The 13,032-nt window shown below is 63.4% G+C and carries 13 protein-coding genes; 3 read left to right on the forward strand and 10 right to left on the reverse strand.

What is annotated here, in order from left to right; all coding sequences use genetic code 11:
* Window positions 1-191: 191 nt before the first annotated feature.
* The 7 genes from AB7535_RS06700 to AB7535_RS06730 all read right to left on the reverse strand — a co-directional run bounded on the left by AB7535_RS06700 (window position 192) and on the right by AB7535_RS06730 (window position 7,999).
* Complete coding sequence (locus AB7535_RS06700; protein WP_085400616.1) at window positions 192-1,598, reverse strand: hypothetical protein; 1,407 nt, start codon at window positions 1,596-1,598, stop codon at window positions 192-194.
* Window positions 1,599-2,213: 615 nt separating this feature from the next.
* The gene (locus tag AB7535_RS06705; RefSeq protein ID WP_085400618.1) at window positions 2,214-2,999 is read right to left on the reverse strand and encodes a fumarylacetoacetate hydrolase family protein; all 786 of its coding nucleotides are present in this window, start codon (window positions 2,997-2,999) and stop codon (window positions 2,214-2,216) included.
* The gene (locus tag AB7535_RS06710; RefSeq protein WP_085400619.1) at window positions 2,999-4,018 is read right to left on the reverse strand and encodes a 2-dehydropantoate 2-reductase; all 1,020 of its coding nucleotides are present in this window, start codon (window positions 4,016-4,018) and stop codon (window positions 2,999-3,001) included. The genes AB7535_RS06705 and AB7535_RS06710 overlap by 1 nt, the downstream gene beginning before the upstream one ends.
* 99 nt (window positions 4,019-4,117) lie before the next feature.
* Window positions 4,118-4,546, reverse strand: coding sequence for a CBS domain-containing protein (locus tag AB7535_RS06715; protein ID WP_063984529.1), 429 nt, complete (start codon window positions 4,544-4,546; stop codon window positions 4,118-4,120).
* A gap of 179 nt (window positions 4,547-4,725) precedes the next feature.
* Window positions 4,726-6,063, reverse strand: coding sequence for an oxalate/formate MFS antiporter (gene oxlT, locus AB7535_RS06720; protein ID WP_085400621.1), 1,338 nt, complete (start codon window positions 6,061-6,063; stop codon window positions 4,726-4,728).
* Between the two features lie 260 nt (window positions 6,064-6,323).
* Complete coding sequence (oxlT, locus tag AB7535_RS06725; protein ID WP_071915554.1) at window positions 6,324-7,616, reverse strand: oxalate/formate MFS antiporter; 1,293 nt, start codon at window positions 7,614-7,616, stop codon at window positions 6,324-6,326.
* 245 nt (window positions 7,617-7,861) lie between these two features.
* A complete protein-coding gene (locus tag AB7535_RS06730) occupies window positions 7,862-7,999 on the reverse strand; it encodes a hypothetical protein (RefSeq protein ID WP_166098301.1) in 138 nt (45 codons plus the stop codon).
* Window positions 8,000-8,346: 347 nt separating this feature from the next.
* On the opposite strand from AB7535_RS06730, the gene AB7535_RS06735 reads away from it, so the two are divergent.
* Complete coding sequence (locus AB7535_RS06735; protein WP_135215005.1) at window positions 8,347-9,678, forward strand: Hsp70 family protein; 1,332 nt, start codon at window positions 8,347-8,349, stop codon at window positions 9,676-9,678.
* A gap of 169 nt (window positions 9,679-9,847) precedes the next feature.
* On the opposite strand, the gene AB7535_RS06740 is transcribed toward AB7535_RS06735, so the two are convergent.
* Both AB7535_RS06740 and AB7535_RS06745 read right to left on the reverse strand, forming a co-directional pair.
* On the reverse strand, window positions 9,848-10,291 hold the full coding sequence (locus AB7535_RS06740) for an SRPBCC family protein (protein WP_085400624.1): 444 nt from the start codon (window positions 10,289-10,291) through the stop codon (window positions 9,848-9,850).
* Between the two features lie 196 nt (window positions 10,292-10,487).
* Window positions 10,488-10,925, reverse strand: a complete 438-nt coding sequence (locus tag AB7535_RS06745) for a DUF2147 domain-containing protein (protein ID WP_071915551.1) — start codon at window positions 10,923-10,925, stop codon at window positions 10,488-10,490.
* A 138-nt stretch (window positions 10,926-11,063) separates the two neighbouring features.
* Between AB7535_RS06745 and AB7535_RS06750 the strand changes: the two genes are divergently transcribed.
* Window positions 11,064-11,630, forward strand: a complete 567-nt coding sequence (locus AB7535_RS06750) for a DUF2975 domain-containing protein (RefSeq protein WP_063984524.1) — start codon at window positions 11,064-11,066, stop codon at window positions 11,628-11,630.
* Between the two features lie 11 nt (window positions 11,631-11,641).
* Window positions 11,642-11,884 carry a helix-turn-helix domain-containing protein gene (locus AB7535_RS06755; protein ID WP_071917595.1) on the forward strand — a complete coding sequence of 81 codons (243 nt, stop codon included), beginning with the start codon at window positions 11,642-11,644 and terminating at the stop codon, window positions 11,882-11,884.
* A gap of 152 nt (window positions 11,885-12,036) precedes the next feature.
* Here AB7535_RS06755 and AB7535_RS06760 read toward each other — a convergent pair whose 3' ends face one another.
* Window positions 12,037-12,726 carry a hypothetical protein gene (locus AB7535_RS06760; RefSeq protein ID WP_085400676.1) on the reverse strand — a complete coding sequence of 230 codons (690 nt, stop codon included), beginning with the start codon at window positions 12,724-12,726 and terminating at the stop codon, window positions 12,037-12,039.
* Window positions 12,727-13,032: the final 306 nt, after the last annotated feature.

The following is a 13,032-nucleotide window of genomic DNA, read 5'->3' on the forward strand; positions in this document are numbered from 1 at the left end:
TGCGGCACCCGCGGGACATGTTGGCGGCATTGATCGGGTGCGCGGAGATATGATGTGTCTGGATGTTTCGGCGCGGCGTGATTGCGGGCTGTAGGATGGGTAGAGCGAAGCGAAACCCATCGCACCCTTTCCACGGTGATCGTGGTTATGGGTTTCGCTGCGCTCTACCCATCCTACGCAGCTCGGGCTTCTCACCCGATTCGGTTCAGGCTGTTCCTGATCGTCGAGAAGATGCCGCCGATGTCTTTGCGCAAGGCATCGAGCGCGTTGAAATTGTCGAAGATGCGGGCGAGGCGGTCTTCGACCTCGCGCTTGCTCCTGGCGAGGGCATCGACGCGCGAGGCGAGGGTGACGTCGCCGTTCGCCTCGATCTCGCCGACGGTGTTCGCAAGGAGATCGCGGGTGGCGCCGACCTCGGCGATCATGGCCTCGATGCCGAACACCGGCGCCTTCAGCGGAACGAGGTCGGCCTGCGACTTCGACAACTCCGTCTTGAAGGCGTTCAGCGTCGCCAGCGTCTCCTGCAACGCGCCGAGCCGCTGGCGCGACTGGAGGACGAAATCGTTCAGCGCGTTCTGGCGGTCGACGAGGGTCTTGCCCTCGGGGTCGGTTTCGACGTCGGCGAGCGAGCGTTCGAGCTGGGCCTGGCGCTGGCCGAGTTCCTCGAAATCGAGCCGGATCGCTTTCAGGATATTGAAGCTGTCGTCGATGCGGGCGAGGCGCTGCGCGATCTCGATCTTGTTCTTCGAGAGCGTCTCGACGCGAGTGTCGAGCGGCGCCTCGCCGCCGGTCTCGAGCTCGTCGATGCTCTTGGCCAGACGGTCATGGCTGAGGCCGAGCTCGCCGATCAGGGCATTGATGCCGGCGTCCGATGAGCGCAGCGGGACCAGTTCGGCATGGGATTTCGCCAGATCTTCCTTGTACTGGTTGAGGGTCACGAAAGTGTCCTGGACCGCGTTCACCCGTGACAGCAGCGCCGATACGTCGCGCGCCACGTCCTTCAGGCGGTCGGCGAGGTTATTCTTGCGGTCGTCGGTCTCGAGGTCGAGCAGGGAGCGTTCGAGCTGGTTCTGGCGGTCGCGGATCTCGGTGAAAACAGGCTCGACCGCGCGCCGCTGGTCGGCGACCTTGCCGACCATCTCTCGCACCCCCTGCTGGCGCCGGCGGATCTCGGCGAGCTGGTCGTGCATGTCGGTGGATTCGTTTCGGCCCTGCTGGAGTAGGGCGCGCTGCTCAGTCTCGCCCAGCTTGTCGTGGAGGGCGGAGACGGCCTCGCGGGGATCGCTTTCGATCAGGTGCTGGACGGTGGCGTCGAGGTGGTTTTGCAGGGCGTGGGCGACGACGACATCCTCGCGGGTCTTCTTGAGGCGGTCGCGCAGGGTATTGAGGCGGCGATCCTGACGCGAGAGCCGCCAGGCGGGGGCGCCGATCAGCGCCAGCCCGAGCGTCACGATCGCGCCGGTTGCGATACGCTGCGGCATAGGCAGGTCCGCAAACAGGGCAGGCAAGTGCGCGACGTCATAACCAAACGCCTGTTGGGCGAGGATCGCGATGGCGGCTAGCAGGACAAACCAGGCAACCACGAAAAACAGCCACATCGTGACTTCCCCACCCGGGACACATTCTCGCCATAGTTGCTATTGGAGAGCGGAACCGAGATCAAGGGGCGGGCGGGGTTGCCAGATGTTTCCGGTCGCGCGATCCACTGCCGGTTGCGTCAGTCGATTGGCGGAGAGCAGGGTGCCAGGTTTTCCCGGGGAGCGGGGCAAGGCCTGTAAGCCCGGATGGAGCAAAGCGCAATCCGGGGTCTGCGCGCGCAGAAACGCCCGTCCCGGATTAGGCTTCGCTCCATCCGGGCTACGGCACTGCGTGGGCCCCTTTCGGGGAGGCTAGCAGCAGGCGTCGGCGCGAGCCGGCGAGCCTCGGGCTATCATTTCCCGAGGAAGTTCGTGCGCATCTTGTCGGCGAACCAGACCACGAAGATCGCAGCGAACGAAAGAGCGAAGTACAGAGCCGCCCAGAGAAGTGCATTACTGGCGTTCGACATGACATCCTCCCTTGCATCAGAAATCGATCTGTTGCCGGGAAGGATAGCGGCAGCCGCGACCGCCGATTTGCGCAGGATCAATTTTTGCCGGGCTGCGGCGCAAATGGCCGGCGAGCCTTCATTCCGGGCCCACGATGGATTTGCGGCCTAGGAATGACGCAGCGAGTTACAGCCGAAACTCGTTGGTCAGCTCGCCGATGCCGTCGATCGCGACGGTCACGGAATTCACCGGCTCCTTCATCACCCCGACGCCGACCGAGGTGCCGACGGCGATGAGGTCGCCGGGAAGCAGGGTCATGTCGTGGGAGATTTTGCTGACCAGCTCCTGCGCGGTGAAGATCATGTCCGAGATCGGATAGTTCTGCCGCTCCGCGCCGTTGAGGATGGTGCGCACAACAAGCTTGGCCGGATCGAGGCCGGTTGCGATGACGGGGCCGAACGGGCCGTAATCATCGATGCCCTTGGCGCGGGCCCATTGCGGGAAAGTGGGATCGCTGGTCAGGATGTCGTTGGCGGTGATGTCGTTGACGCAGGTGTAGCCGAAGATGAAGCTGTCCGCTTCCGCCGGCGAGACGCGGGCGCAGGTCCGGCCGATGACGATGCCGAGCTCGCCCTCATAGGTGGTCTTGCCGTCGTAGTAAGAGGGGCGGCGGATCACGGCGCCCGGCGTCGTGATGGTGGTGGTCGCCTTCAGCAGATAGAGCGGCTCCGGCGGCTCGGGCTGGTTCAGCTTGGCGGCGAGCGCGTGGAAATTATTCCAGAGCGCGACGATCTTGCTGGGCGCGCAGGGCGCGAGCAGCTCGACCTCCGACAGCGCCAGCACCTTGCCGGTGGCTGCATGGCGGCCGAACATCTCACCCTCATACACGCTGATGCCTGATGGCGTCAGGGTGCCGAAGCCGGTCGCACCGGCATGGCGGAAGCGCAGCCATTGCTTCATCTCGCCCGCCATCACGCCACCGCCAGTGCACGGGGATCGGCGGGCGCGGAGACGCCGTCATAGAGGCCGGCGATGCGAGCACGCTGGGTCACCATCGCCAGCACCGAGTCGAGCGCGGGCGTGGCGATGCCGGTGAGGCGGCCCATCTCCTGCACCACGGTGACGAGCGGGTCGATCTCCATCGGACGGCCGCGCTCGAGATCCTGGAGCATCGAGGTCTTGTGCGCGCCGACCTTGCGGGCGCCCTCGATACGGCGCTCGACGTCGACGCGGAATTTGACGCCAAACGTCTCGGCGATGCCTTGCGTCTCCACCATGATCGCGCGCGACAGCGCACGCGTGGAGGGATCGGTGCAGATCACGTCGAGCGTTGCATGGGTCAGTGCGCTGATCGGGTTGAAGCAGACATTGCCCCAGAGTTTCAGCCAGATCTCGTCGCGGATGCGGTCGAGCACCGGCGCTTTCAGCCCGGCGGTGACGAAGAGATCGGCGAGGCGCTGCACGTCCGAGGTGATTTCGCCGGAGGGCTCGCCGAGCGGAAAATTGTTGCCGTAGACGTGGCGGATCACGCCGGGCGCTTCGATCTCGGTGGCGGGATAGACGATGCAGCCGATGGCGCGCTCGGCGCCGATCTCGCGCCACTGCCGTCCGCCGGGGTCGATGCTCTCCAGCGTCGAATTCTCGTATTGGCCGCCGTGCTTGTAGAAATACCAATAGGGGATGCCGTTGACTGCGGTGACGATGCGGGTGTGCTGCCCGAGCAGCGGCTGCATCTTCTCGATCACGCCGGTGATCGAATGCGCCTTCAGCGTGATGATGATGTAGTCCTGCACGCCGAGTTCGGCGGGATCGTCGGTGCAGCGCGGATGCACGGTGTGCTTCTCCTCGCCCGCGAGCAGGGTCAGCCCGCGCTCACGCATCGCGGCAAGGTGGGCGCCGCGCGCGACCAGGCTGACGTCGGCGCCAGCGCGTGCGAGCTGAACCCCGAGATATCCGCCGATCGCGCCGGCGCCGTAGATGCAGATCTTCATGAAATCCTCGCGGGTGTCCGGAATTTTGGGACGAAAAGATCCGGTCCGGCTCGGAGAGGTCCGAGCCGGGGCCGGTAGTCGCAGGGGAAGTGTGACGCTTTAAGCTGCTGCTTGCGGCGAGCCGTTGATCGCTTCGTCAACGGCAGCAGCAATGTCGCGCATGCTGATGACGGAGACGAGGCTGTAATCGTCGATGACCGGCAGGTGACGGATGTGATTGCGGTTCATCAGATGCCGGACGTGCTCGATCGTGTCTGAGGAGCTGCAGGACACCAGCTGCTGCACCGACACGAGCTGCGAGACCTTGACGTTGATGGCGTTGGCACCATGCTCGGCGACGGCGCGCACCACGTCGCGCTCGGTGAACATGCCGACCGCGGTGTTGCCTTCGGAGCGGACCACGTCCTTGACCACCAGCGCGCTGATATTGTTGGCGCGCATCAGCTTGGCGGCGATACCCACCGTTTCGTTCATTCGCACCGTGACAACGCGCGGTGTCTTCTTGCGCAGAATGTCTCCGACCAGCATTGCAACCTCCCTAGGTGAATGACAGGGGAAGTGTGGTATACATAATGCCAATCGTCAAGCATTCGATTTGGCTGATCCGAAAATTCTTGCGGCAGCAATACTGACGTTTGTCATCGTGCCAAAAAGGAAAAGGGGCGCATCGCTGCGCCCCTTTCGACCGATTGAAAGGCGTGTGGTCGCTACGCTGTCTCGGTCTTGGCGTTGCCGGTCTTGGCGGTGTCGGTCGCGGCGTTGGCGCTCTCGGCTTCCTTGCCGAGGATGAAGGAGCGGCGCAGCGGCTTGATCACGAACAGCGCCGTCAGCGCCGCCGTCGCGTTCAGCGCCACTGCGACCACGAACACGGCCTTCCAGCCGTACGTTGCCGAGATCACGCTGGCGAGCGGGACGAGCAGGGATGCCGTGCCTTTCGCGGTGTAGAGCATGCCGTTGTTGGTGGTTGCGTATTTCGAGCCGAACGTGTCGCCGCAGGTGGCGGGGAACAGCGAGTAGATTTCGCCGAACACGCCGAAGTACACCGCGGTCGCGAGCACGAACACGATCGGGATGTTTCCATAGGCCGACAGCGTCAGCAGCATCACCGCCGCGGTGCCGAACGCGATGAACATGGTGTGCTCGCGGCCGATCGTGTCGGAGACCCAGCCGAAGAAGGGACGTCCGAAACCGTCGAAGATGCGGTCGAGCGAGATCGCGAACGTCAATGCCGCCATCTGGAAGCCCGCGAGCGTCACCGGCGTGTCGGCGATCTTGAAGTCGTGCGCGATCGGGCCGATCTGTGCCGCGGTCATCAGGCCGCCGGAGGCGACCATGACGAAAACGAGATACATCACCCAGAAAATAGGGGTGCGCAGCACCTGCGGCGGGGTGAAGTCGATCTTGGTCTGCGGCAGATTGAGCTGCTTCTTCTTCGGCGGGATGGAGATCCGCGGCGGCTGGATGAAGAAGGCGAGCACGAACACGATCAGGCCCTGGCCGATGCCGAAGGTGAGGAACGCGTGCTGGTAGCCGCTCGTTACGATCATGGTCGCGATCGGCACAATGGTGAGCGCGGCGCCCGCGCCGAAGCCGGCGGCGGTCGCACCGGCGGCGAGGCCGCGGCGATCGGGAAACCATTTCAGCGCGTTGCCGACGCAGGTGCCGTACACCGCGCCGGCGCCCATGCCGCCGACGACCGCGGCGGCGTAAAGCAGGGCGAGCGAGTCAGCGTAGGAGTTGAGCACCCAGGACAGCGCGATCATGACGCCGCCGAACATGACGACGATGCGCGGACCGTATTTGTCGACGAACCAGGCCTCGATCGGCACCAGCCAGGTCTCGGTGACGACGAAGATGGTGAAAGCGAGCTGGATCGCCGCGCGGCCCCAATGATACTTGGCGTCAATCGGATCGACGAACAACGTCCAGCCGTATTGCAGATTGGCGATCATCGCCATGCAGACGATGCCCATGGCGAGCTGGAACCAACGGAAACCGGTGCGAAGAGGCGCAGCTGTGACGGCGCCGTCCGTGCTGGAAATCATCAATAACCTCCCAACGCGCCTGATTGAATGCGACCTGGGATTGCAAGATGACCCAGTGTCGCAAATATTGTGGCTTATCGTCGCAAGCGCGGCGGGGACATTGGTATACCATATTCCAGAAGGCAAGCCCAATCTTGTGACGCAGCGCAAGAAAAGTGCGCGGTTCCCTTCACGTCAGCGGTAGCCAAGGCGGGTTCTGCAAAAACGAAAACGCCCGGCCGTGAGGCCGGGCGTCGTGCTTGAAGGAGTGGTGGAGTGCGTCAGGCGGCGGCGGTCGATTTCGCGACCACGACCTTGCGCCAGGGCTTGAGCACCATGATCGCCAGCAGCGAAGCCAGGATGTTGGCGCCGGCCGCGATGATGAACACGCTGTCCCACGTGCCCGACGATTGCTGCATGTAGTTGGCGATCGGGACAAGCAGCGCGGCGGTGCCCTTTGCGGTGTAGAGCAGGCCCGCATTGGTGGTCGCGAACTTGGCGCCGAACGTGTCGGTGCAGGTCGAGGGGAACAGCGAGTAGATCTCACCCCAGGCGAAGAACACGAAGCCCGACAGCAACACGAACCAGAGCGGGTCGTGTCCCCAGAGGTAGAGCATCCAGATGCCGAAGCCTTCCATGCCGAAGGCGATGAACATCGTGTTCTCGCGGCCGATCATGTCGGAGATCCAGCCGAAGAACGGACGCGTCAGACCGTTGAGCACGCGGTCGATCGTGGCTGCGAACGTCACCGCGGTCATCGTCACCGCCATCAGCGTCACCGGAACGCTGTCGACCTTCCAGTCGACTGCGATCGGCTTCAGGTTCGCCGTCACCATCAGGCCGCCGGCGCCGACGATCACGAACATGAAGTACATCAGCCAGAAGATCGGCTGGCGCAGCACTTCGGTCGGCTGATAGTTGCGGCGGGTCTGTTGCAACGCAGCGTTCTGCACAACGGGAGGCACCTGTCCGGCCTTCGGCGCGTAGAGGAAGAAGGCGAGGATGCAGATGATGATGCCCTGGCCGAGCCCGAAATACAGGAAGGTGGTCTGGAATCCGCTGTCCTTGATCATGGCCTGAATCGGCGCAACCGTGAGCGCGGAGCCCGCGCCGAAACCGGCCGCCGTGATGCCGGCAGCAAGACCGCGCTTGTCGGGAAACCATTTCAGCGCATTGCCGACGCAGGTGCCGTAGACGCCGCCGGCGCCGATGCCCGCGATGATCATGCCGAGATAGAAGCCGTTGAGCGTGGTGGCTTGCGCATTGATCGCCCAACCGATGGCGCAGAGCACGCCGCCGACGAGCACGACGATGCGCGGGCCGTATTTGTCGACGAACCATCCTTCGACCGGCACCAGCCATGTCTCGAACAGTACGAAGAGCGTAAAGGCCCATTGGATCGAGGCGCGATCCCAGCCGAACTTTTTCTGGATGTCGGGGACGAAGAACGTCCAGCCGTATTGATAATTGGCGATCATCACCATCGCCGCTACACCGACCGCCAATTGCGTCCAGCGATACGTGTCGCTAACCCGCGCGGCGGTTGGAACCGTTGCCTGCACCATGTCCGTCATAAAGCCTCCCGTGGCGCCTCTAATTTTTCTACGAGCGCTGGAGGGGCATTCTTGTATTCATTATGCCAAGGTTCAAGCGCTGGTCCGATCACCGTGCGCAAATGCCGCAGGACCTTCATCGGTTGCGGCTGTGACTCGGGACAACGCAAATAGAAATGGCCCCGTCCTGCGGGGCCATTCATCAAAAGTAGTATGTGGACGGTTCTGAAACCGGCGCGTCGCGCTTGCCGCGCGGGAGGCGCTGCTTACAGGCCGAAGCGGGGCAGGTCGCCGTTGTGATTCGAAATCTCGGCGCTCGCCATCAGGAAGCGATCGACTGCGGCCAGGAAGCGGGTGAACAGCGAGGCGGAGGGGGCGAGCGCGACGGAAGCGGTCTTGGACATCTGAATTCCCTTTCTCGAGACGGTCAGTGATGCTGTCTCATTTCGAAGGGCAATCTACGTATACCAGATGCCAGTGTCCATGCATGCCATTGCATAGCAGCATGCATGCTCCCGCATTGCAGCATAGTGATCCGTTAAAGGGACCGAACCGAGCTCAAAATTGCCAGCCGGGCTGCTGGAATTGCGAGATCGGCCCCAAAAGGCCCCCATTACGGAGGCAAAAGAGCGCGGACAGAGCGGCGCGCGGGTTCCAAATCCAACCGCACCGCAACATTCAAGGTCTTGGCAGGCCCAGCCAAAGCCGTTAGTGGTCTGCCCCCTTTTCCAATCAACTGTCAGAGTGGTTCATGTCGAGCGCCTCGCCCGCCGTCTCGATCGGCATCGATTTTGGGACCAGCAACACGGTCGTCGCGATCGCGGCGGACGATCGCCGGGTCGAGGCCATCCGCTTCGATCACGGCGGCCAGCGCCACAGCGTCTACGTCTCGGCGCTGTGCTTCTGGGAGGATCGGCCGGGCGCCGGCGCCCAGGCCGAAGGCGGTCCATGGGCCATCGAGACGTTCCTCGAAGGCCGCCACGTCTACCGCTTCCTGCAGTCGTTCAAGACGTTTGCGGCGAGCTCCAGCTTCAACACCACGCAAGTGTTTCGGCAGCGCTTCAAGTTCGAGGACATTCTGGCGGCGTTCCTGCGCACGCTGGCGCGCCATGGCGGCGAAAAGTTCGGCTTCGAGACGTCCAACATCACAGTCGGCCGCCCGGTGCGGTTCGCCGGCGGCAATCCCGACGAAGCGCTGGCGATGCAGCGCTATCGGGCCGCGTTCGAACGCCTCGGCGCCGGCCACGCGCGCTATGTCTACGAGCCCGTGGGCGCGGCGTTCTCCTTCGCCCGACGGCTGGAGCGTGATGCCACCCTGCTGGTTGCGGATTTCGGCGGCGGCACCAGCGATTTCTCGGTGATGCGCTTTTCGCGCGCGGGAGGAGCCTTGCGCGCCGAGCCGCTTGGACACGCCGGCATCGGCATTGCCGGCGACACCTTCGATTACCGCATCGTCGACCACGTCGTCTCGCCGCGGCTGGGAAAAGGCTCCAGCTTCCGCTCGTTCGACAAGGTGCTGCCGGTCCCCACCGGCCACTACACCAACCTCGCGCGCTGGCATCAGCTCGCGATGATGAAGAGCAATGGCGATCTGCGCGAGCTTCGGGAGCTTGCGCGCAGCGCGCTGAAGCCGAAGCTCCTTGAAGATTTCATCACCATCGTCGATCTCGACCTCGGCTTTTCGCTCTACCGCGCGGTATCCGACGCCAAGGTCGCGCTGTCGGCGCGGGACGAGGTGGACTTCCGCTTCAAGGGGGGCGGCGTCGACATCGGTGCGACCATCACACGGAAGAATTTTGAATCCTGGATTGCCGACGACATCGCCCGGCTGGGTGCCACCGTCGACAAGGTGCTAAGCGAAGCGGGCATCACCGCGCGCGAGGTGGAGAAGGTGTTCTTGACCGGCGGGACTTCCTTCGTTCCGGCCGTCAGAAAGCTGTTTGCCGAGCGGTTCGGTAACGAACGGCTGATGTCGGGCGACCAGTTCGAGTCGATCGCCTACGGCCTTGCGCTGATCGGACACAGCCCCGACCCCGATCGATGGACCGCAAGCGGTGGGATTACGCCGAAGGCGGGCGCGTAGCCCAGCAACAGCCGCCATTGCTTGGCTGCTCGCAATGACGACGGAGAGCTGTCATCAGTGCCGTAGGGTGGGCAATGGCGCGGAGCGCCGTGCCCACCATCTTTCCGAGGTTGAGAGAGCATCGGTGGGCACGCTGCGCTTTGCCCACCCTACGATACTGATTTCGCCGCTACTGATTGATCTCCGGCTCCACGAGCCTTGCGAGGCTTCGCAGCGATTCCTGCCAGCCGAGATAGCAGGCCTCGGGCGGGATGACGTCAGGGATGCCGGCCTGGGTGATGTCGACCTCGGTGCCGACCGAGACCTTCTTCAGCATCACGGTCACCTGGATTTCGCCGGGTAGATTTGGGTCGTCGAACTTGTCGGTGTAGCGGAGACGTTCGCCGGGGACGAGCTCGAGATATTCGCCGCCGAAGGCGTGGCTGTTGCCCGTCGTGAAATTCCGGAACGACATCTTGAACGTGCCCCCGACCTTGGGCTCGAGGTGATGGACGGTGCAGGTAAAGCCGTTCGGCGGAAGCCATTTCGCCAGCGCATCCGCCTCGAGGAAGGCGCGATAGACTTTCTCCGGACTGGTCGAGAGAACGCGGTGCAGACGTACAGTGCTGGGCATGTTCCTTCATCCTCTTGCATCGATGGGTCCGACCTTGGCGTCTACGGCCCATTCATGTCTCAAGGACGACCGGGATGCCGCCGATCCGACATGGCGTTGCAGATAAACGGGGGCCGCCGAAACCGGCGGCCCTTGATGCTGTTTTTGTTGTCGTCTTGGAACTTATCTTGGACGTTGTTTTGGATCGGTTTGCCGCTCACCGCGTCCAGTCTTCACCCGCGCACAACGTTCCCATGCAGCCCCGGACGTTGAGACTGCCGGATGGCAGCAAGGTGACGGTGCTCGCATAGGTCTTTCCGTCGTCGGCATTGTAGATCCTGCCCGACCATTGATTGGCGCCGGCCGCCTGCATGTCGATGAACAGGGAGATGCCGACGATCTTCCGGGCGCGCAATGCAGGATCGGCGTTATGGTCGTCGAGCTGCGCCTTGCCCGTCTTCTTATCGATCGGCTCCTTCAGCCAGACGACCCGGCCGCATAGCGCATTGCCGCAACGGCTCACCTTGATCCTCGCGTCGCCCGACTGTGTCAGCCAGACGCCGGCGGGACCGCTGGCCGTTGCGGCTTCGGCGTTTCCAAGCGGGGAGATGGACAACAGCGCTGCGAGCAGGTGCCGGACGAGGGTGGAACGCATGGGGGCTCCATATTGGATCAATTGTCATGAAATATTTCATGATAAACGATCAATATATCGCGCTTAAGGTTGAGTCAATCGCGCGGAACATGCATATTGGGGGTGGGTGGTTGCCTGGAAATTGCGGAGTGCTTGTAGATGGGTGTGGTGGAGATATCGGTACGTGAGGCCCGGCAGAGCTGGTTCCGGCGTCTCGATCTTGCGTTCTGGGCGATCTGGGCGGCACTGCCGGTGGTGGTGTGGCTCGCCTATCTCCGGAGCACGACCGCCTCCGCCTCGATCGCGGCGAGCCTTGGGCCCGACCAGGTGAAATGCGCAGGCCTTGTCGCCAATCCACTCGAGATGTCGCGCCCGGGACAGCTGTTGTTCTGGACGCTATTTGCGCTTCAGCTCTCGTTCTTCGCCGTGTTGATCGGCATCCTGCACCGTATGGTGCACCGATTCGCACGCGGCCGGATCTTCGCGTCCGAGACGCTTCAGGGCGTGTGGTGGATGGGGATCATTCTGGTGATCTGGCCGTTCATCGACCTGATCACCAGCAACGCGGTGGCTTATGCCTTGCACGAGATCGGCGACGTCAAGTTCTTCCTGCCGTCCTACAACGTCGACATCGGCACGATCGCGGGCGGGATGTTCCTGATGGCGCTGAAATTCGTCATCGAGCACGCCATCCTGCTGCAGTCCGAAAACGAGCTGACGATCTGAGGTGAATGCTTGTGCCGATCGTCGTGAACCTCGATGTCATGCTTGCGAAGCGGAAGCGCCGCCTCGGGGACCTCGCCGACGCAATCGGCATTTCCATCCAGAACCTGTCGGTCCTGAAAACGGGCAAGGCGAGGGCGATGCGCTTCTCGACCCTGGCCGCGATCTGCCGCGAGCTCGATTGTCAGCCCGGAGACATCCTCGAATATGTCGCAGGCGAGGAGGGCAGCGATGAGGATGCAGGCGAGGGGAGCTGAGCTCACACCTGGCGAGCCTTGTCCGCCTTCGTGCTGCACGCGAGAACCTGAAACACATCCCCCATGTGCAACGGTTGGCCGTTTGCGCGCTCAATTGAATCGAGCTCGCCTGGTGCGAGATCTACCTCGCGGCCGGCCGGACGACCGATCCGTCAGATCGTTGCCACATCCTGCGGCGTCATCGTGAAGGCGAGCCGGTAGCGGCCGATCGTCGGATTGTCCTGCGCGCCCAGAGCGCCAAGCGCCGCCGGCGAAAGTCGGTCGGCGGTCACCTGCTCGATCGCGTCGGCATCGTAACCCGACAGCAGCATGATCCAGTCGGCGGCGCCGTCCTTGCCGCGGATCTGCTGCTCGGTGGTGGGCGAGCTGGTCCGGGGCGTGTCGGTCAGGAGGAGGTGCGCGCCCGTCAGTCCCCGCATCTGCGCCAATGTGCCGAGCGTCTCCGAGAGATGTGTCTGCAACTCCACCTCGCGCCCGGCCTCCGGCGAAAGCCGGACGGTGGCGAGCGAGGTCGCGACGCCACCGCCAAAGCTGGCGGCGACGCGGCACTGGCTGCGCACCATGCCGAGATGGTGCGGCATCATCTTGGTCGACCACGGCGTCGGCGCGTTGAGCCGGTCGAGATATCCCTTCGACGTGAGCACCTCGTACCGCTCCAGCTCGTACAGCACGAAGAAGCCGTCAGTGTCCGTCGTGCTGGTCCAGCGCGATCCGCGCCGGAAGCCGGGAATGCTCATCCGCTCGGGAAAATGTTCGTGGGAATGCCAGTCGCCGAACTCCGCGCGCTGCTCGGGGCGGACGCTCCACCACATCGCGACGGCGGCCTTGCCAAGCAGTGACATGCTGACCTCCCTGTTTTCCAGCACTTTGCCTTGACGCCAACGGAGGAAGCAAGTCGTTCACGCTTCCAATCCGACCCCGTACTGTCAGGTGTGATCTGCTATCCCTTCGGGGCGGAGCCGGCACGTGTGGAGCTTGGCAGTCTTTCGGTGCACACAGTCGATTGGCTGGAGGGAGAGTGGTGCGGGTCTTCCGCGAGCAACTTGCCGGCGGCGTACGGTGTGCGCTCGATAGCGCGGCATCGCATCGACGCTCTCGGGCCAGCACAGTTAGCCGACACTAAATCGCGGCTGCGAACGCGCAACTCA

Origin of the sequence: Bradyrhizobium sp. 956_D2_N1_4 (assembly GCF_052076025.1) — a bacterium.
Taxonomy (GTDB): Bacteria; Pseudomonadota; Alphaproteobacteria; order Rhizobiales; family Xanthobacteraceae; genus Bradyrhizobium; species Bradyrhizobium barranii.